Below are 20,282 nucleotides of genomic sequence, written 5' to 3'. Positions count from 1 at the left end.
TCAGTTTATTCTAGGAATTTTAAAAATGAGTAACATCATCAAGGCTCTTGAAGAAGAGCAAATGAAATCAGGCCTACCTAAATTTGCACCAGGTGACACTGTTGTAGTTCAGGTTAAAGTTAAAGAAGGTGACCGTGAGCGTCTACAGGCTTTCGAAGGCGTTGTAATCGCAATCCGTAACCGTGGCCTGCACTCTGCTTTCACTGTACGTAAGATCTCTAACGGTGAAGGTGTTGAGCGTACGTTCCAAACACACTCTCCAATCGTTGATAGCATCGAAGTTAAACGCCGTGGTGCAGTACGTCGTGCCAAGTTGTACTACCTACGTGAGCGTTCTGGTAAGTCAGCTCGTATCAAAGAGAAACTTGCTAAGAAGTAATGCTATAACTAGCGTTCTCATTAAACGGAGTCCTTTAGGGCTCCGTTTTTTTATGTTTGCCTCATAACTGGCTATTTCTCTTTCTACCGTTGTCATCGGTGCTTATGTACTGACGTACACTCCGCGCCTCTTCCCAGGTAGCAAGAAAAATATCTGCGTTCTGAGCTAAACAAATTGCTTGTGTTTAAATAACTTACTTAACCCGCTGATATAGAGTGGAACTGTAACTTGAAAGGTTACAACCCCGATAGTAGTGGAGAAGCCTTCAGGGAAAGTTTTCCGACAGGCAATAAAAAAGTTGACGCTTTCACGCCAACTTCCTCAACTTTTAGAACCTAGAACCTAGAACCTAGAACCTCTAGTATTGATCTTCTGACCAGCCGTCACTGTCTGACATATCTGGGGCGCCAGCAATGGCATTTTCTTCATCTGCCCACTCACCAAAATCGATCATTTGGCATTTTTTACTACAGAAAGGGCGATGAGGACTTTGTTCTCCCCATTCAACGTCGGTACCACATTGAGGGCATTGAACGATAGTAATTTTAGACATGGTTGAATCGTCCCATTGTAATCTTGGTATTAAAGCGAAGTATTTAGAATAATAGCCTGATGTTTTGATTAGCTACAAACGGCTAATTCAAACTCGACATCTTGTGAGCATGCCTGACCATTTTCAAAAGCCATAAATTTAATCGCAAAACGATTTTTATGACCTGAAATCATAGGGTAGACGCCATACTTCATTGGAATATGAAGTCGGAGGATATTTGCTTCATCTGCGTCACTTTGGAAGAATCCTGCGCGCGCGATTTGGGCTTTAAAATGACCGGTTTCACGAGCAAGTTTTAGCCACAAGGTGAGCGCATCGGAAAGCGGTTTCAAACTCTTTTGCCATTGGTTGGCATCATGCTTTTTACGTTCAATAGGCAGATGAAGCCAATAGTGTAATGCAGGTAAATCAAAGCAGCACGAGCCACCGGGTAGATTGAAACGTTGGCGAATAGAGCTAAGGAAGCGATCTTCTTTTAACGCTTGACCAAAACGCTCTGCACCCATTAATTGACTATGAACCACATCAATTTCGTTGAGTAAGGAATTGAGGGCTTCTTGATCAACACCTTCTACATTTAGCCAATGGCGATAGGAGAGGCGCTGTTTCTCAAGATCTTTAGCCAATTCACTTTTTAGTTGGATCTGTTCGAAGATCTCTACCATGTCAAAAAGAGCACGGAAAAAAAGTTGATACTGGTGATTATCGGCAAAACCAGAGGCCAAGTGAGCCTGACGCAGCAGAGACTCTACTCTTAGATAAATACGAGTTTTCTCATTTAACGGATGTTCAAATTTGTGCGTGGTCATCGACATAAGCCTTGGTGAGTTTCATTCCTATTTTCGCAGATTTTTCTTACACATGGCTAGGTACTTTTCGTGCAAATCTGTGATTTGAAGCAAAAGATCTGGGTCATTTGGATTGTTTTTAACCACATCGTCAGCGATATCGAGTCTCTGCTGTCTCGAAGCTTGAGAGGCGAGAATCGCATGTGCTTGCTCTTCACTTACGTTGTCGCGTTTAACGGTGCGAGAAATTTGAGTTTCAGGTTCTACATCTACAACGAGGACACGATCGCACAAACTATCGAGGTTGTTTTCAACGAGTAATGGCACGACCAATAACGCATAATCCGACGTGACCTGTTGAAGGTCTTCTATCATTTTTTCTCGAATGATCGGATGTAACAATGCATTGAGCCAAGCTTTTTCTTCTGGATTAGAAAAAATTTTTTCGCGTAACTTGGCACGATCTAAGGTGTTGTCGTCATGCGTAATGTCTTGACCAAAATGTTGAATGATTGCATTTAACCCGGGAGTTCCAGGTTCGACGACTTCTCGTGCGACAATATCTGCATCGACAATATCAATTTTAAACTGCTGCTTGAACAGATTCGCTACGGTAGTTTTACCGCTGGCGATACCACCCGTTAAACCTATTACCAAAGCCATTTACACCCCTAAAATTGACGTGAAGTACCAACTTAGAATTTGGTCGCCCCAGATTAAGCTTACCCATCCTGCAATCGCTAAATATGGGCCGAAAGGGAAAGCTTTCTCTATACCTTGTTTTTGTAGTCGTAACTGAACGAGCCCGAATATCACACCGACGACGGAAGAAAGTAGGATGATCATTGGTAATGATTGCCATCCTAGCCAAGCGCCAAGGGCAGCCAGCAATTTAAAATCACCGTAACCCATGCCTTCTTTACCAGTAAGCAGTTTGAAACCCCAATATACCGACCAAAGACACAAATAACCGGCAATCGCACCAATTACGGCGTCTTGTAGACTAACAGGGCTTATTTCTGTTAATGCTAACGCAATGCCAGCCCAAGTTAATGGTAATGTTAATTGGTCCGGTAGCAGCATAGTATCGAGATCGATAAAAGTCGCGGCTATTAAGACAAATGTGAAAAAGATTAACGCAACCGTAAAGTAGCTAAAGCCGAAATGATAAGCCACAAAACCAGCGCACGCTGCAGTGAGTAATTCTATCAGCGGATAGCGAGGACTAATTGCGGTATGACAATGATGGCATTTTCCTTTTAACAATAGCCAGCTGATTACTGGAATATTGTCTCGAATACGAATTGGCGTCGCGCAGTTTTGGCACGAAGAGCGAGGCACGCTCAATGTCAAAACTTCTTGAGGTGGCTTAATCTTATATTCAGGGAATGATTCGGCGCATTCACGGCGCCATTCTAATTCCATGATTTTAGGTAGCCGATAAATGACCACATTAAGAAAACTACCCACAATTAAACCGAAGATACTGGCAAACAGAACGAATAGCCAAGGGTAGTACTGGAACACTTCCATATTTGTCTCTTGAGCGATAAGTCAAATCAGCAACATGCTGTTTTGAAGGGATTAACGGCTCATTCTAGCCCAATACACTCATTAAGTTAAAGATTGGCAAGTACATTGCTGTGACCAAGCCACCGACAACGATACCTAAAAAAACGATAATCAATGGCTCTAAGATTTTACTGAGGTTATCGACGGTGTTGTCCACTTCAAACTCGTAAATTGTGGCGACTTTATTGAGCATATCGTCAAGTCGGCCGGATTCTTCGCCGATCATAACCATTTGCAGCACCAACTCTGGGAACACGTTGCAATTGCGCATCGCAACATACATCGGCATTCCTGCTGCGGTATCGCGATAAACCTCTTCGATAGCCAATTGATAATGCATATTTCCGGACGTTTTCGATGTGGTTTTTAAACTGGTTAGAATCGGAATGCCCGCCGTAAAGCTCGTAGCGAGTGTTCGACTAAATTTTGCGATAGCGGCTTTCGATAAAACCGCTCCAAGGACTGGAAACTTAAGTACAGATCGGTTGAGCATTAAACGAAAAGAATCTGAACGCTTAGAGAGTACTCTCGCGGAGATAAATAAACTGATGGAGCCAAGTGCGATAAATGGGCTCCAGTTTTGTGTCCAAGCGGAAAGATCTAAGACTTGCCTTGTAAACCATGGCAATTCAGCGCCAAAGCCAACAAACATTTTTTCAAACTCGGGAATGACCTTGGTTAGCATGATAAACGATACTCCCAGTGCAACTAGAATAACCATGGCTGGATATATTAGAGCCTTGATCACTTTGGCTCTAAGCTGCTCATTTTTTTCCCTGTAGGTAGCTAAGCGTTCGAACACTTCGGCTAAGTTGCCCGATTGTTCTCCTGTCGCAATCAGGTCGGTATATAGCGGGTCAAAATGGTTGCTGGCGGTACGCATCGCTTTGGACATCGGCGTACCCGCTTCAACAGCCCGAGTTACACTCATCAAAATGGATTTCATTTCCGCTTTTTTGTGGTTATCAGAGACCAATTTCAATGCTTGTACTAGCGGCACACCGGTTACTAGCATCGTTGAGATTTGACGAGTGAAAACCGTGATGTCTTTTCCTTTTACGCGATGGCTAAGTTTGGTCAAAAAAGAGATGCTGCTTTTCTTTAGCTTTTTGATTTTGATGTGCTGGGCATCTAAGCGCTCTCGTACTTCGATTTCGCTCATTGCCAGAGTTTGACCAGAGGTCTTTTTCCCTGAGCTGTTGACGCCTTTCCAACGGAAGTTCTTTAATTGTGGTGTCGTAGTTTTCATAGGAGGTAACTGCTGATTTAAGGATTAGAAATAGAGCACTCGTTGTAACTCACTAAAGCTTGTGATGCCTTGTTTGAGTTTTGCTATTCCGGACATTTGCAAGGTGCTCATGCCGTTCGCAATGGCAAGTTTTTCCAGTTCATGTACCGAGGCTCCTTTAATAAGAGCTTCGGATAGAGATTCATCAAAGCGCATGACTTCATAGATACCTGTTCGGCCAGAATAACCATGGGTGCATTCGTTGCAACCATCTGGATTGGCTCTAAAAATGTTGTCAGTTGTTTGAATGCCGAGGTGCTGAAGTTGAACGGTATGCTCTTGCGGTTGTTTACAATATGGACAAAGTTTGCGAGCTAGGCGTTGGGCAATAATCAAGCTAAGTGAAGAGGCGAGGTTAAAACTTTCTACGCCCATGTTTGATAAACGAATGATGGTTTCAGCCGCAGAGTTGGTATGCAAAGTAGAGAGCACTAAGTGACCGGTTTGGGACGCCTTAATCGCGATTTCCGCAGTATCTAGGTCTCGAATCTCACCCACCATGACCACATCGGGATCTTGACGCAGAAAAGAACGTAGAGCTTCTGCAAAGCCAAAACCAATCTTAGGTTGGACTTGAACTTGGTTAATGCCCGATAAGTTAATTTCTACCGGGTCTTCCGCTGTGGAGATGTTGATCTCTGGTTTATTGAGAATATTTAACCCAGTGTACAACGAAACGGTTTTGCCGCTTCCTGTTGGTCCTGTCATCAGAATCATACCTTGTGGACGACGCAGAGCCTCTAAATACAGCTGTTTTTGTTGCTCACTATAACCAAGCTTGTCGATATCCAGTGATGCAGAGCTGCTATCGAGCAGTCGGAGTACGATTTTCTCTCCAAACAAGGTAGGTAGCGTGGATACACGCATATCAATTGCTGTGTCTTGATTCAACTTGAGCTTAATACGCCCGTCTTGCGGTAAACGTCGCTCTGCAATATCAAGTTTAGAGAGAATTTTGATACGAGCTGATAAGCGACGACTCAAGTGATTTGGCGGTTGCTGAGTTTCGATCAAAATGCCATCGCAACGTAGACGAACTCGGTACATCTTTTCATAAGGCTCAAAGTGGATATCGGATGCGCCTTTACGTACCGCGTCCAACAGAATTTGGTTGATGTAGCGGCTAACGGGCGACTCGTCTTGGCTCAAGTCTTCGATATTGTCGATTTCATCTGCACCGACATCCACCAGACTCGCTAGCTCTTCTTGGTTGATCTCTTTGAGTTGGGAGCGTTCCTGACCGATGGCACGCCCGTACAAGCGACGAATTGCCGCGCTGAGTTGACGAAAATCCGCCAACACCAACTCAACCTGTAACCCAGTGGCAAAGCGGAAATCATCTTCTGCTTGTTGGTTCGTGGGGTCGGCAACGGCTAATAACAACGTTGAAGGCGTACGCTGGAGTGGGAGTGCATTATGTCGAGTGATTAATTCACGTAGACCGAGTTGTTGACAAAGCGAAGCGTACTCATACTGAGATAACTCGGGCTGATTTAAACCAAAGAGAGAACTTAAGTGCTCGGCCAGTTCGCTTGACGTGAATAATCCAGAACTGAGTAAAGCTTCCGGCATTGAAATGCCAGAAGCTTTGACTTGCTCTATTAACGATTCTTCTTGGGAAAAGGTCAGTATTCCTTTTTGACGAAGAATGGTTGAGAGGTTTGTTAACATTAGGTTTTATCTACAAGCTTTTGGTACTTCATTGCTTGTTAATTTGCTATTAGTTGTAAATGTACATGCCCACCCACTATTTGACTTGGCAATTTCTACAAAGGCCGTGCTTATAGAAGAAGTATTACCAAATAGGAACTTAATGGTTCCATTTGCACCGCTGATACTCTCGAATGATAGAGTGCCAAGTTTGTTCATCCCTGATGTTGCACCAACAGCAGTAAAGCCCGTTGAATCATTAGTCGGGAAAGCGCCGACTTCTTGAATATGCATATCTATATTAGTGATAAGAGATTTAGCGGTTGCCAACCCAGTAGCTGCTTCTGACTTCTTTACATAGTTTTGATAAGCAGGAATCGCGATAGCTGATAACACCCCAATAATTGCTACCACAATCATCAATTCAATTAGCGTAAAACCCTGTTGTTTTTTCTGTTTACTGTTTTTCATTTTTAACCCTTTCCTAAAAATTAATAATGCTCTTGCATTAGCGAAAGATTATGGAGAGTTAAGGTGGGTTGAAAATGGGGAAGGGATGGGCTCTCGAGTGAGATAAAACTCTTTGGTGAAAAGTTGCATATCGCATGCAGAGTTTTGCGAGTAGTACTATTTTTTAGTGGATAAAAAGAAAGGGCCAAGTGGCCCTTTTAAATGATGAATTACTCACAACTCACTGAGTTGGTTGAAGTAATTTGAGATTTGTTGCTTTTATTATTTGAAGCGCATCGAAAGATCCATCGCTTTTAAATGCTTAGTTAAAGCGCCTACCGAAATGTAATCGACTCCGGTTTCTGCGTATTCAGCGATAGTATCTAGAGTGATGTTGCCTGAGTTTTCTAAAGCGGCACGGCCTGCGTTAATCTCTACGGCTTCACGCATCATTTCTTTCGTGAAGTTATCTAGCATGATGATGTCGGCACCTGCGTCGATCGCTTCTTGTAGCTCAGCCAGGCTTTCTGTTTCTACTTCGACTGGTTTGCCAGGATTGAGATCTTTTGCTGTGGTGATTGCTTGAGTAATTCCGCCACAAGCGATGATGTGGTTTTCTTTGATGAGGTAAGCGTCGAACACACCGATACGATGGTTAAAACCGCCACCACAAGCAACGGCGTACTTCAGAGCACTTCGAAGACCTGGAATGGTTTTGCGAGTGTCTAACAAACGACAATCGGTATGCGCGATTTTTGCTGCATACTCAGCGGTTGTTGTTGCACAGCCAGAAAGGGTTTGAATAAAGTTCATTGCGTTGCGCTCACCCGTTAACAGGTCACGAGCTGGGCCTGTTAGCGTGCAAAGTGTTTGGTTTGGCTCGACTTTATCACCATCTTTTACATGCCATTCGATAGTGACTTTGCCGCCAAGCTGTTTAAATACTTCATCTGCCCAAGCTTGACCACAAAACACGCCGTGTTCACGAGTGATGATGGTTGCGGTATTCATTGCATCAGCAGGAATAAGAGATGCAGTGATATCTTGTGACGCATCCAACGTGCCACCTAGATCTTCTTTTAAGGTATCGGCGACAGAGCGGGTGATTTCTAAAGGAAGTTGTTGCTTGAGGTATTCTAGGCGTTCTTGGCTGTTGTGTGTGTTCTTCATCGCAAATCTAGTCTTGAAAGGGAGATGGCATCGAATGATACTCTCCGGTGTCAATAATTTCAGCAGTTAATTTGCAAACTATAGAGGTTGATATGTCCCCAATTATCGATAATGGATGGTTGACTCACGCAAAGCATGTTCCATCACCATTTTTTGATGCACGCAACAGCGAACACGATATCTCTCTATTAGTTGTTCATAACATCAGTTTGCCACCTGGTCAGTTTGGTGGGACGTATATTGAAGACTTTTTCAGCGGCAATCTTGATCCTAACGCGCACCCATTTTTTGAGGTAATTCACAAAATGGGCGTTTCAGCGCATTGTTTAATAAAGCGCGATGGTGAGATTGTTCAGTTCGTTTCATTTCTTGATAGAGCATGGCATGCGGGGCAATCAAGCTTTGCAGGGAGAGATCGTTGCAATGATTACTCCATTGGCATTGAGCTAGAGGGAACAGAATTTGTGGCGTATACAGAAGAGCAATATCAATCACTTGCTCGATTAACTCAAGCTATCATGCATCAATATCCTCAAATTACCTTGCCACGAATTACCGGCCATCAATACATTGCTCCCTTGAGAAAAAGCGATCCTGGTCTAAGCTTTGATTGGGTTAAATATAGGCAGCTGGTTCAACGTTGATTTGTAGCAAAACTGTAAATTCAAAAAACGGAAATAAATAAGGCATACGATCAGGTATGCCTTTTTTTGATACGAGAAATATTAATGGTTGTTAAAAATTAACTACATTTTTACGACTAATGAGTTCGTTTTGGTGAATAAATAGACTGATCATTTTGTCATTTTTTGTATTTCTTTTCCAAAACCGCTAGCACGTCTAATTCCCATTTGTTTTGTTAATGTAATTGGTCAGACCAATTTTTTTGCCGTTTTAATAGTCAATTGTTATCAGAGTGTTGGTTGCAAGTCCGTTCTATGATTTAGGTCAATTTTTGGCTGGACAGTTGCGTTTTAATTATGTTAATTTCTGCACCAACTTAAAATTGGTATTACCAATTACCTGCAAGAGTAGAAGAACAATAAATTATGGCTTATCAAAGGATTCGTCAGCCAAAGCTCTCTGATGTTATTGAACAAGAGTTAGAAAGGTTGATTGTGGAAGGAACATTGTCTCCGGGGCAACAATTGCCACCAGAGCGCGAACTGGCGAAACAGTTCGATGTGTCTCGTCCTTCAGTCCGTGAAGCCATCCAACGCTTAGAAGCGAAACGTTTGTTAACTCGTCGCCAAGGTGGCGGTACTTTCGTTAGCGAAAACATCTGGAAAAGCTTTTCCGATCCTTTGCTGAATTTGTTGTCTAGCCACTCTGAAACCCAACTTGATTTGCTTGAGTCACGTCATGCAATGGAAGGGATTTCGGCGTATTTTGCAGCTTTGCGTGGTACCGAAGAAGATTTTGCACGCATTCAAGGCTGCCTTGAGCGCATTAGTAAAGAGCAAGCAAACAACGATATCGAAGCGGAATCAGCGGAAGTTATGCAGTTTTTAATTGCGATAACAGAAGCGGCTCATAATGTCGTGTTACTGCACATTGTGCGTAGCTTAGCTCCTCTACTTGAGCAAAACATTCTACAGAATTTTAAATTACTACGTCGCCGCCCTGAGGCGGTCGAGAAAGTGAGTAAACACCGAGCTAACATTGTGGATGCGATTGTTTCTGGTCAGCCTGAAAAGGCTCGTGAGATGTCTCATTCGCACTTGGCTTACATCGAAGAAACATTGTTGGATTTGACTCGAGAAGAGTCTCGACGAGAGCGTTCTCTGCGTCGAATTCAGCAGGGTAACAACTCGTAAGAGTGTTACTTAAATAAGTAGATCCAACCAACAGAAGGATAGATCGCCATGTCTGATATGAAGCATGACGTAGATGCACTGGAAACTCAAGAATGGCTACAAGCACTTGAGTCAGTTGTACGTGAAGAAGGTGTAGAACGCGCTCAGTACCTACTAGAGCAGGTTCTAGACAAAGCACGTCTAGACGGTGTTGATATGCCAACAGGTATCACAACTAACTACATCAACACGATTCCTGCAGACCAAGAGCCAGCTTACCCTGGTGACACAACGCTTGAGCGCCGTATTCGTTCCATCATTCGCTGGAACGCAATCATGATCGTTCTTCGCGCATCTAAGAAAGACCTAGAACTAGGCGGCCACATGGCGTCTTTCCAGTCTTCTGCTGCATTCTACGAAACATGTTTCAACCACTTCTTCCGTGCGCCAAACGAGAAGGACGGTGGTGACCTAGTTTACTACCAAGGTCACATCTCTCCGGGTATCTACGCTCGTGCGTTCGTTGAAGGTCGTCTAACTGAAGAGCAGCTAGACAACTTCCGTCAAGAAGTGGATGGTAAAGGTATCCCATCATACCCGCACCCTAAACTAATGCCTGAATTCTGGCAGTTCCCAACCGTATCTATGGGTCTAGGTCCGATCTCTGCGATCTACCAAGCTCGTTTCCTTAAGTACCTTGAAGGCCGCGGCATGAAAGATACTTCTGAGCAGCGCGTTTACGCGTTCCTAGGTGACGGTGAGATGGATGAGCCAGAATCACGTGGTGCTATCTCTTTCGCTGCGCGTGAGAAGCTAGACAACCTATGTTTCCTAATCAACTGTAACCTACAGCGTCTAGACGGCCCTGTAATGGGTAACGGTAAGATCATTCAAGAACTTGAAGGTCTGTTCAAAGGTGCTGGCTGGAACGTAGTGAAAGTAATCTGGGGTAACAACTGGGATTCTCTACTAGCTAAAGACACAACTGGTAAGCTTCTACAGCTTATGAACGAAACAATCGATGGCGATTACCAAACGTTCAAAGCGAAAGATGGCGCATACGTGCGTGAGCACTTCTTCGGTAAGTACCCAGAAACTGCTGCACTCGTTGCTGACATGACTGACGACGAAATCTTCGCACTTAAGCGTGGTGGTCACGAGTCTTCTAAGCTTTACGCTGCTTACAAAAACGCGGCAGAAACTAAAGGCCGTCCAACGGTTATCCTAGCTAAGACTGTTAAAGGTTACGGCATGGGTGAAGCGGCTGAAGGTAAGAACATCGCGCACCAAGTTAAGAAGATGGATATGACTCACGTACTACACCTACGTGATCGTCTAGGTCTACAAGACATCCTAACTGACGAAGCTGTGAAAGAACTTCCGTACCTGAAACTTGAAGAAGGTTCAAAAGAGTACGAATACCTACACGCTCGTCGTAAAGCGCTACACGGCTACACGCCACAGCGTCTGCCTAACTTCACTCAAGAACTAATCGTTCCTGAGCTAGAAGAATTCAAGCCACTACTAGAAGAACAGAAGCGTGATATCTCTTCTACTATGGCATTCGTACGTGCACTTAACGTTCTACTTAAGAACAAGAACATTGGTAAGAACATCGTTCCTATCATTGCTGACGAAGCGCGTACATTCGGTATGGAAGGTCTGTTCCGTCAAATCGGTATTTACAACCCGCACGGCCAGAACTACACACCACAAGACCGCGACATCGTTTCTTACTACAAAGAAGCAACGTCAGGTCAGGTTCTACAAGAAGGTATCAACGAGCTAGGTGCTATGTCTTCATGGGTTGCTGCTGCGACTTCATACTCGACAAACGACCTACCAATGATCCCGTTCTACATCTACTACTCAATGTTCGGCTTCCAACGTGTTGGCGACATGGCGTGGATGGCGGGCGACCAACAAGCACGTGGTTTCCTACTAGGCGCAACTGCTGGTCGTACGACGCTGAACGGCGAAGGTCTACAGCACGAAGACGGTCACTCGCACATCATGGCGGGTACGGTTCCTAACTGTATCTCTTACGACCCAACATTCGCGTACGAAGTAGCAGTAATCATGCAAGACGGTATCCGTCGCATGTACGGTCCTGATCAAGAGAACGTGTTCTACTACCTAACGCTAATGAACGAAAACTACGCAATGCCAGCAATGCCAGAAGGCGCGGAAGAAGGCATCCGTAAAGGTATCTACAAGCTAGAAACTTACACGGGCGATAAAGCGAAAGTTCAGCTAATGAGCTCAGGTACTATCATGAATGAAGTACGTAAAGCAGCTCAAATCCTAAGCGAAGAGTACGGTGTCGCCTCTGATGTTTACTCTGTAACGTCATTCAACGAACTAACTCGCGACGGTCAAGATGCAGAGCGTTTCAACATGCTTCACCCAGAAGCGGAAGCGAAAGTACCTTACATCCAAACAGTAATGGGTACTGAGCCAGCTATCGCAGCAACTGACTACATGAAGAACTACGCAGAGCAGGTTCGTGCATTCATTCCTGCTGAGTCTTTCAAAGTTCTTGGTACTGATGGCTTCGGTCGTTCAGACAGCCGTGAAAACCTACGTCGTCACTTCGAAGTGAACGCAGGTTACGTAGTAGTAGCAGCACTAACTGAACTAGCGAAACGTGGCGAAGTTGAGAAATCTGTAATTGCGGAAGCAATTAAGAAATTCGACATCGACACTGAGAAAACTAACCCGCTATACGCTTAATTAAGAAGGTAGATAAGAAATGGCAATCGAAATTAATGTACCAGACATCGGTGCGGATGAGGTTGAAGTTACTGAGATTCTTGTAAGCGTTGGCGACAAGGTTGAAGAAGAACAGTCTCTGATCACTGTTGAAGGCGATAAAGCTTCTATGGAAGTTCCTGCTTCTCAAGCGGGTATCGTTAAAGAAATCAAAGTTGCAGAAGGCGACAAGGTTTCTACTGGTTCTCTAATCATGATTTTCGAAGCCGAAGGTGCAGCAGACGCTGCACCTGCTCCTGCGGCAGAGGCGGCTTCAGCAGCGGCTCCAGCTCCAGCAGCAGCGGCAGAACTGAAAGAAGTTCACGTACCAGACATCGGTGGTGACGAAGTTGAAGTTACTGAAATCATGGTAGCAATCGGCGACAGCATCGAAGAAGAGCAATCTTTGATCACTGTAGAAGGCGACAAAGCTTCTATGGAAGTTCCTGCACCATTCGCAGGTACGCTTAAAGAGATCAAAGTAGCAGCAGGCGATAAAGTATCGACTGGCTCTCTAATCATGGTATTCGAAGTAGCAGGTTCAGGCGCTCCAGCAGCAGCTCCTGCGGCAGTAGAAGCACCAGCGGCAGCAGCTCCAGTAACATCTGCGGCAAAAGAAGTTAACGTTCCAGATATCGGCGGCGACGAAGTTGAAGTGACTGAAATCATGGTTGCAGTTGGCGACACAGTGGAAGAAGAGCAATCTCTGATCACTGTAGAAGGCGACAAAGCTTCTATGGAAGTTCCTGCACCATTCGCTGGTACAGTTAAAGAAATCAAGATTGCAGCTGGCGACAAAGTGTCTACTGGCTCACTAATCATGGTATTCGAAGTAGCGGGCGCAGCACCTGCTCCGGTAGCGGCTCCAGCTCAAGCAGCAGCACCTGCAGCGGCAACTCCTAAAGCAGAAGCTCCAGCGGCAGCAGCTCCAGCAGCGACTGGCGATTTCAAAGAGAACGATGAGTACGCTCACGCGTCTCCAGTTGTTCGTCGTCTAGCTCGTGAGTTCGGCGTAAACCTTTCTAAGGTTAAAGGTTCTGGTCGTAAGAGCCGTATCCTGAAAGAAGACGTTCAGAACTACGTGAAAGAAGCGCTTAAGCGTCTTGAGTCTGGTGCAGCAGCATCTGGCAAAGGCGACGGTGCAGCTCTTGGTCTACTACCATGGCCAAAAGTGGACTTCAGCAAGTTCGGTGAGACAGAAGTACAACCGCTATCTCGCATTAAGAAGATCTCTGGTGCTAACCTACACCGTAACTGGGTAATGATCCCGCACGTTACACAGTGGGATAACGCAGACATCACGGCTCTTGAAGCATTCCGTAAAGAGCAAAATGCGATTGAAGCGAAGAAAGACACTGGCATGAAGATCACTCCACTAGTGTTCATCATGAAAGCGGCTGCTAAAGCACTTGAAGCGTTCCCAGCGTTCAACTCTTCTCTATCAGAAGACGGTGAGAGCCTAATTCTGAAGAAATACGTGAACATCGGTATCGCAGTAGATACGCCAAACGGTCTAGTTGTTCCTGTATTTAAAGACGTGAACAAGAAAGGCATCTACGAGCTATCTGAAGAGCTAATGGCTGTTTCTAAGAAAGCACGTGCAGGCAAGCTAACTGCTGCTGACATGCAAGGTGGCTGTTTCACTATCTCTAGCCTAGGCGGTATCGGCGGTACGGCGTTTACTCCAATCGTAAACGCGCCAGAAGTTGGTATCCTAGGTGTGTCTAAGTCAGAAATGAAACCTGTATGGAACGGTAAAGAGTTCGAACCGCGTCTACAACTTCCACTGTCTCTATCATACGACCACCGTGTGATCGATGGTGCTGAAGGTGCGCGCTTCATCACTTACCTAAATTCATGTCTATCTGACATTCGTCGTCTAGTTCTTTAATAGAAGTTAGATGAATGAGAGGCGGCAATTTAGCCGCCTCTGCTAATAATAATTACCGGACAATTTGGTTATCTCCCTTATTCTCTACAGGGTTTTCACAATCGAATTGTTGTCTAGCTCACAGGCTAAATTGATTTACTTTTCACACCATTAACATCTCTGTAAACTGTTGGCGGTCTGAAAATAATTGTTTAAAACGAATAACTCTTAAACAGAAAAAATCGATACCCACTCAGCCTGTTAGGGATAATGACTACAAGAGGTCAAAATGAGCAAAGAAATTAAAGCCCAAGTTGTTGTACTTGGTTCTGGTCCTGCTGGTTACTCCGCTGCCTTCCGTTGTGCAGACTTAGGTCTTGAAACTGTACTTGTTGAACGTTACAGCACTCTAGGTGGTGTGTGTCTGAACGTGGGTTGTATCCCATCTAAAGCACTTCTACACGTTTCTAAAGTAATTGAAGAAGCGAAAGCGATGGCTGATCACGGTGTTGTGTTCGGCGAACCGCAAACAGACATCAACAAGATCCGTATCTGGAAAGAAAAAGTTGTTAACCAACTAACTGGCGGCCTAAGCGGCATGGCTAAGATGCGTAACGTAACAGTGGTAAACGGTTACGGTAAGTTCACTGGCCCTAACTCTATCCTTGTAGAAGGTGAAGGCGAGTCAACCGTTGTTAACTTCGACAACGCAATCGTTGCGGCTGGTTCTCGTCCAATCAAACTGCCATTTATCCCGCATGAAGACCCACGTATTTGGGACTCTACTGACGCTCTTGAACTGAAAGAAGTGCCAGAAAAACTGCTTATCATGGGTGGTGGTATCATCGGTCTAGAAATGGGTACGGTTTACCACTCTCTAGGTTCTAAAGTTGAAGTTGTTGAGATGTTTGACCAGGTAATCCCTGCTGCAGACAAAGATATCGTTAAGGTTTACACCAAGCGTATCAAAGACAAGTTCAAGCTAATGCTAGAAACGAAAGTAACAGCAGTTGAAGCGAAAGAAGACGGTATCTACGTTTCAATGGAAGGCAAAAAAGCACCTGCTGAAGCAGAGCGCTACGATGCGGTTCTAGTTGCTATCGGTCGTGTACCAAACGGCAAACTTATCGACGGTGAAAAAGCGGGTCTAGAAATCGACGAGCGCGGCTTCATCAATGTTGATAAGCAAATGCGTACTAACGTTCCTCACATCTTCGCGATCGGTGATATCGTTGGTCAGCCAATGCTTGCTCACAAAGGTGTGCATGAAGGACACGTAGCGGCTGAAGTTATCTCTGGTAAGAAGCACTACTTTGACCCTAAAGTTATCCCTTCAATTGCGTACACTGAGCCAGAAGTGGCTTGGGTTGGTAAGACAGAGAAAGAAGCGAAAGCTGAAGGCATCAAGTACGAAGTGGCGACATTCCCATGGGCTGCATCAGGTCGTGCAATCGCATCTGACTGTTCAGATGGTATGACTAAGCTAATCTTCGACAAAGAAACTCATCGCGTAATTGGTGGTGCTATCGTTGGTACTAACGGTGGTGAACTACTAGGCGAAATCGGTCTGGCGATCGAGATGGGCTGTGATGCAGAAGATATCGCTCTGACTATCCACGCTCACCCAACTCTACACGAGTCTGTGGGTCTAGCTGCTGAAGTATTTGAAGGTTCAATCACTGACCTTCCAAATAAAAAAGCCGTTAAGAAGAAGTAAGCTCTCTTACTGAAAGAATAATAAAAACCGCTGAACTTCAGCGGTTTTTTTGTATTTGAATGTTCGAAGCGGACAAACATAGAAAAGCCCACCATGTGGTGGGCTTGTTTGTATTCAAATCGGAGCTTTAGTGTTCGCGATTGTAGATGCAAAGCATATCTAGGTAAGCGCTCACGAGCTCTTTCAACTCGGCTTCACCTTTGAAGCGGTTTGCTTGTACGAACAGCGAGTAACAAATACCGTGGAATAGATTTGCCAAGTGTTCTGAATCGTGTTGATCACACACTTCACCGCGTTCAATCGCTTTAATGAACATGTTTTGAACCAGTAATTGGTTAGTGCGGTTGGTAGACACAAATAGAGGCCAAACTTCATCACGAGTTGATGCGCTCCACTCGAACCAAACTTTCAGCCAGTGACAATCTTGGCTTACGAGCTCGATCATCGCATTGGTGATGTTTGCGATGTTTTCACGAGCGTGTATGTCTAGGTCGATATTATCCGAAAGGAAATTCGAGAACTGACGGACAACATGGTTGAGAACTTCATCAACCAAATCTTCGCGAGTTGGGAAGTAGTTAAAAACGGTTGCAACAGACACTTGCGCAATTTCAGCAATATCTGCGTGACCACCACGGCCAATACCACGGCGTGCAAATACTTCTAACGCGATTTCCATGAGTTGTTGCTTACGTTTAAGAGGAGAAAGCCTAGTTCTAGGTCTCTTTGCAATTGAGTCCATATCCATTTTCCTTGCCATTTGAGTTGTTGTTGGGGGTAACCCCCTAATTGATTATTTTAATAATTGCTTTAAGCAGTGATGAGTGTAATGGTGCATATGCACAAGGTCAACATCTGATGGATAATTTATAGACAGTAATGTCATTATTATTGATAAGTTTTGCTGTAAACTTTCGAAAATTTGGCAGCGCTCCCAAGAATTTTCCGCAAAAGGATGTGACTTTCAACCCACTCTTCGTGGTGATACACTACACGCCGTAAGATTAGGTGATCGTTTGCGTGCGATCTACCTCAACCCACAAACTAAATTGAGCACAGTATGAAACATACAATAGAAGTCATGATTTCTGAGCAAGAAGTTCAGGAACGAATTCGTGAATTAGGCAAACAAATTACAGAGCGTTACCAAGGCAGTGAAGACCTAGTTTTGGTTGGCTTGTTGCGTGGTTCTTTTGTATTTATGGCCGACCTAGCGCGTGCTATTGAACTGACTCATCAAGTTGATTTTATGACGGCATCAAGCTACGGCAACACAATGGAAAGCTCACGCGATGTACGCATCTTGAAAGATTTGGATGATGACATTAAAGGCAAAGACGTTTTGCTTGTTGAAGACATCATCGATACAGGTAACACGCTCAATAAAATTCGCGAAATCCTATCGCTACGTGAACCGAAATCTATCGCGATTTGTACGCTACTAGACAAGCCATCTCGCCGTGAAGTAAATGTGCCAGTTGATTGGATTGGTTTCGAGATCCCTGACGAGTTCGTTGTTGGTGTTGGTATCGATTACGCTCAAAAATACCGTCACCTACCATTCATCGGTAAAGTGGTTCCTCAAGAATAATTGAGTTCACTATTCGAAATACAAAAAAAACGCCCATATAAATGGGCGTTTTTTATTTATTCAGATTTTATGGCTTAGCGACACAGAAGCTTATTGTCAGGGTTTAAAATCGTCGACAGTGCTTTCTGGTACGATGCTTCAACGGTCTCTTTAGAATTAGAGCGAATACCTAAATATTCAAGGCGACCATCTTCTATTCCGTATACGACACCATGAATTTCGACATCTTGCCCGCGCTCCCACGCGTTTTGCATGATGGTTGAATTGCCTAGGTTATAAACTTGTTCTGCAACGTTAATTTCACCAAGCTTATCGGCACGATCTTCAACAGGCATTTGGTCTAAGTAAGAACGATGCTTGAAGTAAAGATCTCTGATGTGCAGTAGCCAGTTATTGATAAGCCCGAGTTGAGGGTTATCTATCGCCGCATTAACACCGCCGCAACCATAGTGGCCACACACAATAATGTGCTTCACCTTGAGTACATCAACGGCGTATTGAACAACGGAAAGGCAATTGAGGTCTGTGTGAATGACTTGGTTTGCAACATTGCGGTGAACAAATAATTCACCGGAGTAAAGGCCGGTTAATCGTTCTGCGGGTACTCGACTATCGGAGCAGCCAATCCAAAGAAAATCAGGCTTTTGGCCTTCGGCGAGCTTAGCGAAATATTCAGGACGATCAGATTTGATTTCTTCCGACCATTTTGAATTATTCTCAAATAACTGTTTAATTTCCGGCATCTTGCAAACTACTTCCCTTAAATGACAAAAGCACTCATCGCAATTGAAACATATCAAGCGATCAGTGTTGTAACTATACACAATGTTACAATTTCGATCCCGTTAAATATGCGTCAGACAGGACTCATCTGACGTGTTCTTGGAAATAAATTCGTACAATTCAGACCGCTTATTAGATAACGAATTAAGCCATAATTTATTTATGGTTTAATTTTTCACATTCCTCGTTAAAGTAATGACATTTTACTTATTTAATTTTGAAATTAATGCAGGGAGCTAAACGGTGTTCGGTAGTCGTTTTAAAGATATCAATTTCAAAGGGGATATATTTGGCGGGGTGACCACGGCCATTATTTCTCTCCCTTTGGCGTTGGCGTTCGGGGTTGCTTCGGGGGCGGGTGCAGAAGCTGGCCTTTGGGGCGCCATCATGGTGGGCTTGTTTGCCTCCTTATTTGGTGGCTCAAATACACTTATCTCAGAACCCACGGGGCCGATGACGGTGATCATGACAGCCGTATTGACCAGTATGATGGCGAAGTACCCTGAAACAGGTATGGCGATGACGTTTACTGTTGTCATGATGGCGGGTGCATTTCAGATCTTGCTTGGAACGCTGAAGATGGGTAAATACGTTACCTTAATGCCTTACAGCGTGATCTCCGGCTTTATGTCGGGTATTGGTGTCATACTTATCATTCTTCAATTGTCGCCACTCCTGGGGCACGCTGCGCCTACGGGAGGAGTGCTAGGAACATTATCTGCGCTGCCTGAAACCATTTCTAATCTAAAATTTAACGAGCTTTTCCTTGGCTTGCTGACATTAGGCATTCTGTTCTTTTTCCCAAAGAAGTATCGCAAATATGTACCCGCCCAATTGGTTGCACTGGTTGCAGTGACCTTATTGTCGGTGATGTTGTTTGATACGGAAGATATCCGCCGTATCGGGGAAATTCCGGCTGGCCTGCCATCTTTGGTCGCGCCACATATCGACCCCGATATGTTCGTTGAAATGGTCATCGATGCATTGGTGTTAGGTACGCTCGGTTGTATTGATACCTTGTTAACTGCGGTTATCGGTGACTCACTTACCCGAAAAGAGCACGATTCCGACAAAGAGCTTCGTGGTCAGGGCTTAGCGAACATGATTTCAGGTTTATTCGGCGCACTTCCAGGAGCGGGTGCGACGATGGGCACGGTGACAAACATCCAAGTTGGCGCTCGCTCTCCATTATCTGGTGTGGTGCGAGCCTTAGTATTGGCTCTGGTTGTTTTGGTGGCTGGTGGATTAACCGAACCTATCCCAATGGCTGTGCTAGCAGGCATCGCGGTGTACGTTGGCTTTAACATCTTAGACTGGAGCTTTATTCAGCGCGCGCATAAGGTCAGTTTTTCTGGCATGGCGATCATGTATGGCGTGATGCTACTGACAGTGTTCGTTGATCTCATTGTGGCCGTTGGTTTGGGGGTGTTTGTTTCAAACATCATGATTATTGAGCGCTTGAGTCGCGAGCAAGCTCGTCAGGTAAAAGCCATCAGTGATGCCGATGAAGATGATGTGCCACTGACGGACAGTGAACGAGGATTGTTAGATCGCGCCAATGGGCGAGTGTTGTTCTTCTATCTCTCTGGCCCGATGATTTTCAGTGTGTCTAAGGCTATTTCTCGTCAACACACCAGTATTTCTGATTACGACGTGATGATCTTGGATTTGACCGATGTTCCTATGCTGGATGTTACGGTGGGCTTAGCTCTCGAAAACGCCATTAAAGACGCGTTAGATGCTCGCTGTGAAGTGTACTTGTTGTGTCCGAATCAGCGTACTCGCGAGCAACTCGAGAAGTTTCATGTCATCGACCTAGTGCCGGATAACAATATGTATCAGTTCCGCTACGAGGCCCTGAATGCGGCGGTCGCGCATGTAGAATCGGATCACTACCAGCGAATGACAGCTTAATTTTTACGCT

18 protein-coding genes are annotated in these 20,282 nt (G+C 44.7%); 8 read left to right on the top strand and 10 right to left on the bottom strand.

Going from position 1 to position 20,282, the window contains the following annotated elements; translation table 11 throughout:
* Window positions 1-25 precede the first annotated feature (25 nt).
* The gene (gene rplS / locus ACF8EG_RS07100) at window positions 26-379 is read left to right on the top strand and encodes a 50S ribosomal protein L19 (RefSeq protein ID WP_005462554.1); all 354 of its coding nucleotides are present in this window, start codon (window positions 26-28) and stop codon (window positions 377-379) included.
* Window positions 380-737: 358 nt separating this feature from the next.
* Here the strand turns inward: rplS and yacG are convergent, their stop codons facing one another.
* The 8 genes from yacG to nadC all read right to left on the bottom strand — a co-directional run bounded on the left by yacG (window position 738) and on the right by nadC (window position 7,850).
* On the bottom strand, window positions 738-932 hold the full coding sequence (gene yacG, locus ACF8EG_RS07095; RefSeq protein ID WP_005462546.1) for a DNA gyrase inhibitor YacG: 195 nt from the start codon (window positions 930-932) through the stop codon (window positions 738-740).
* Between the two features lie 68 nt (window positions 933-1,000).
* Entirely contained in the window at window positions 1,001-1,741 is a 741-nt protein-coding gene (gene zapD / locus ACF8EG_RS07090; protein ID WP_005480890.1) for a cell division protein ZapD, read from the bottom strand.
* 27 nt (window positions 1,742-1,768) lie between these two features.
* The gene (gene coaE / locus ACF8EG_RS07085; RefSeq protein WP_005480887.1) at window positions 1,769-2,383 is read right to left on the bottom strand and encodes a dephospho-CoA kinase; all 615 of its coding nucleotides are present in this window, start codon (window positions 2,381-2,383) and stop codon (window positions 1,769-1,771) included.
* Complete coding sequence (locus ACF8EG_RS07080; RefSeq protein WP_069507403.1) at window positions 2,384-3,253, bottom strand: A24 family peptidase; 870 nt, start codon at window positions 3,251-3,253, stop codon at window positions 2,384-2,386.
* A 64-nt stretch (window positions 3,254-3,317) separates the two neighbouring features.
* Complete coding sequence (locus ACF8EG_RS07075; RefSeq protein WP_005462561.1) at window positions 3,318-4,541, bottom strand: type II secretion system F family protein; 1,224 nt, start codon at window positions 4,539-4,541, stop codon at window positions 3,318-3,320.
* A gap of 24 nt (window positions 4,542-4,565) precedes the next feature.
* Entirely contained in the window at window positions 4,566-6,251 is a 1,686-nt protein-coding gene (gene pilB / locus ACF8EG_RS07070; RefSeq protein ID WP_069507402.1) for a type IV-A pilus assembly ATPase PilB, read from the bottom strand.
* 6 nt (window positions 6,252-6,257) lie between these two features.
* Window positions 6,258-6,701 carry a prepilin-type N-terminal cleavage/methylation domain-containing protein gene (locus tag ACF8EG_RS07065; RefSeq protein ID WP_069507401.1) on the bottom strand — a complete coding sequence of 148 codons (444 nt, stop codon included), beginning with the start codon at window positions 6,699-6,701 and terminating at the stop codon, window positions 6,258-6,260.
* Between the two features lie 261 nt (window positions 6,702-6,962).
* Window positions 6,963-7,850, bottom strand: coding sequence for a carboxylating nicotinate-nucleotide diphosphorylase (gene nadC, locus ACF8EG_RS07060; protein ID WP_029839899.1), 888 nt, complete (start codon window positions 7,848-7,850; stop codon window positions 6,963-6,965).
* 92 nt (window positions 7,851-7,942) lie between these two features.
* Between nadC and ampD the strand changes: the two genes are divergently transcribed.
* The 5 genes from ampD to lpdA all read left to right on the top strand — a co-directional run bounded on the left by ampD (window position 7,943) and on the right by lpdA (window position 15,984).
* Window positions 7,943-8,494 (top strand): 1,6-anhydro-N-acetylmuramyl-L-alanine amidase AmpD, encoded by a 552-nt coding sequence (ampD, locus tag ACF8EG_RS07055; protein WP_025792846.1) that lies wholly within the window; start codon window positions 7,943-7,945, stop codon window positions 8,492-8,494.
* A 405-nt stretch (window positions 8,495-8,899) separates the two neighbouring features.
* Window positions 8,900-9,667 carry a pyruvate dehydrogenase complex transcriptional repressor PdhR gene (pdhR, locus tag ACF8EG_RS07050; protein ID WP_005462576.1) on the top strand — a complete coding sequence of 256 codons (768 nt, stop codon included), beginning with the start codon at window positions 8,900-8,902 and terminating at the stop codon, window positions 9,665-9,667.
* A 48-nt stretch (window positions 9,668-9,715) separates the two neighbouring features.
* Window positions 9,716-12,379, top strand: a complete 2,664-nt coding sequence (gene aceE / locus ACF8EG_RS07045) for a pyruvate dehydrogenase (acetyl-transferring), homodimeric type (RefSeq protein ID WP_005462566.1) — start codon at window positions 9,716-9,718, stop codon at window positions 12,377-12,379.
* A gap of 19 nt (window positions 12,380-12,398) precedes the next feature.
* The gene (gene aceF, locus ACF8EG_RS07040) at window positions 12,399-14,288 is read left to right on the top strand and encodes a pyruvate dehydrogenase complex dihydrolipoyllysine-residue acetyltransferase (protein WP_069507400.1); all 1,890 of its coding nucleotides are present in this window, start codon (window positions 12,399-12,401) and stop codon (window positions 14,286-14,288) included.
* A 268-nt stretch (window positions 14,289-14,556) separates the two neighbouring features.
* Entirely contained in the window at window positions 14,557-15,984 is a 1,428-nt protein-coding gene (gene lpdA / locus ACF8EG_RS07035; RefSeq protein ID WP_005479684.1) for a dihydrolipoyl dehydrogenase, read from the top strand.
* A 127-nt stretch (window positions 15,985-16,111) separates the two neighbouring features.
* Here lpdA and opaR read toward each other — a convergent pair whose 3' ends face one another.
* Window positions 16,112-16,726 (bottom strand): transcriptional regulator OpaR, encoded by a 615-nt coding sequence (gene opaR / locus ACF8EG_RS07030; RefSeq protein WP_005479697.1) that lies wholly within the window; start codon window positions 16,724-16,726, stop codon window positions 16,112-16,114.
* A gap of 318 nt (window positions 16,727-17,044) precedes the next feature.
* On the opposite strand from opaR, the gene hpt reads away from it, so the two are divergent.
* Window positions 17,045-17,575, top strand: a complete 531-nt coding sequence (gene hpt, locus ACF8EG_RS07025) for a hypoxanthine phosphoribosyltransferase (protein WP_005479701.1) — start codon at window positions 17,045-17,047, stop codon at window positions 17,573-17,575.
* A gap of 74 nt (window positions 17,576-17,649) precedes the next feature.
* Here hpt and can read toward each other — a convergent pair whose 3' ends face one another.
* The gene (gene can / locus ACF8EG_RS07020) at window positions 17,650-18,318 is read right to left on the bottom strand and encodes a carbonate dehydratase (protein WP_005462578.1); all 669 of its coding nucleotides are present in this window, start codon (window positions 18,316-18,318) and stop codon (window positions 17,650-17,652) included.
* A 283-nt stretch (window positions 18,319-18,601) separates the two neighbouring features.
* On the opposite strand from can, the gene ACF8EG_RS07015 reads away from it, so the two are divergent.
* The gene (locus ACF8EG_RS07015; protein WP_005493993.1) at window positions 18,602-20,272 is read left to right on the top strand and encodes a SulP family inorganic anion transporter; all 1,671 of its coding nucleotides are present in this window, start codon (window positions 18,602-18,604) and stop codon (window positions 20,270-20,272) included.
* The last annotated feature ends 10 nt before the right edge of the window (window positions 20,273-20,282 follow it).

Source organism: Vibrio sp. YQ_11 (assembly GCF_043103065.1).
GTDB classification, from domain to species: domain Bacteria; phylum Pseudomonadota; class Gammaproteobacteria; order Enterobacterales; family Vibrionaceae; genus Vibrio; species Vibrio parahaemolyticus.
Note: the sequence above shows the minus strand (reverse complement) of the source record. Positions and strands in the feature narration are given on the sequence as shown.

Bases quoted from the DNA above. Each gene is read 5' to 3' on its own strand.
- hpt (WP_005479701.1), top strand. From the start codon at position 17,045: ATGAAACATACAATAGAAGTCATGATTTCTGAGCAAGAAGTTCAGGAA.
- yacG (WP_005462546.1), bottom strand. From the start codon at position 932: ATGTCTAAAATTACTATCGTTCAATGCCCTCAATGTGGTACCGACGTT.
- rplS (WP_005462554.1), top strand. From the start codon at position 26: ATGAGTAACATCATCAAGGCTCTTGAAGAAGAGCAAATGAAATCAGGC.
- ampD (WP_025792846.1), top strand. From the start codon at position 7,943: ATGTCCCCAATTATCGATAATGGATGGTTGACTCACGCAAAGCATGTT.
- can (WP_005462578.1), bottom strand. From the start codon at position 18,318: ATGCCGGAAATTAAACAGTTATTTGAGAATAATTCAAAATGGTCGGAA.
- nadC (WP_029839899.1), bottom strand. From the start codon at position 7,850: ATGAAGAACACACACAACAGCCAAGAACGCCTAGAATACCTCAAGCAA.
- aceE (WP_005462566.1), top strand. From the start codon at position 9,716: ATGTCTGATATGAAGCATGACGTAGATGCACTGGAAACTCAAGAATGG.
- ACF8EG_RS07075 (WP_005462561.1), bottom strand. From the start codon at position 4,541: ATGAAAACTACGACACCACAATTAAAGAACTTCCGTTGGAAAGGCGTC.
- ACF8EG_RS07080 (WP_069507403.1), bottom strand. From the start codon at position 3,253: ATGGAAGTGTTCCAGTACTACCCTTGGCTATTCGTTCTGTTTGCCAGT.
- ACF8EG_RS07065 (WP_069507401.1), bottom strand. From the start codon at position 6,701: ATGAAAAACAGTAAACAGAAAAAACAACAGGGTTTTACGCTAATTGAA.
- pilB (WP_069507402.1), bottom strand. From the start codon at position 6,251: ATGTTAACAAACCTCTCAACCATTCTTCGTCAAAAAGGAATACTGACC.
- aceF (WP_069507400.1), top strand. From the start codon at position 12,399: ATGGCAATCGAAATTAATGTACCAGACATCGGTGCGGATGAGGTTGAA.
- zapD (WP_005480890.1), bottom strand. From the start codon at position 1,741: ATGACCACGCACAAATTTGAACATCCGTTAAATGAGAAAACTCGTATT.
- opaR (WP_005479697.1), bottom strand. From the start codon at position 16,726: ATGGACTCAATTGCAAAGAGACCTAGAACTAGGCTTTCTCCTCTTAAA.
- coaE (WP_005480887.1), bottom strand. From the start codon at position 2,383: ATGGCTTTGGTAATAGGTTTAACGGGTGGTATCGCCAGCGGTAAAACT.
- lpdA (WP_005479684.1), top strand. From the start codon at position 14,557: ATGAGCAAAGAAATTAAAGCCCAAGTTGTTGTACTTGGTTCTGGTCCT.
- pdhR (WP_005462576.1), top strand. From the start codon at position 8,900: ATGGCTTATCAAAGGATTCGTCAGCCAAAGCTCTCTGATGTTATTGAA.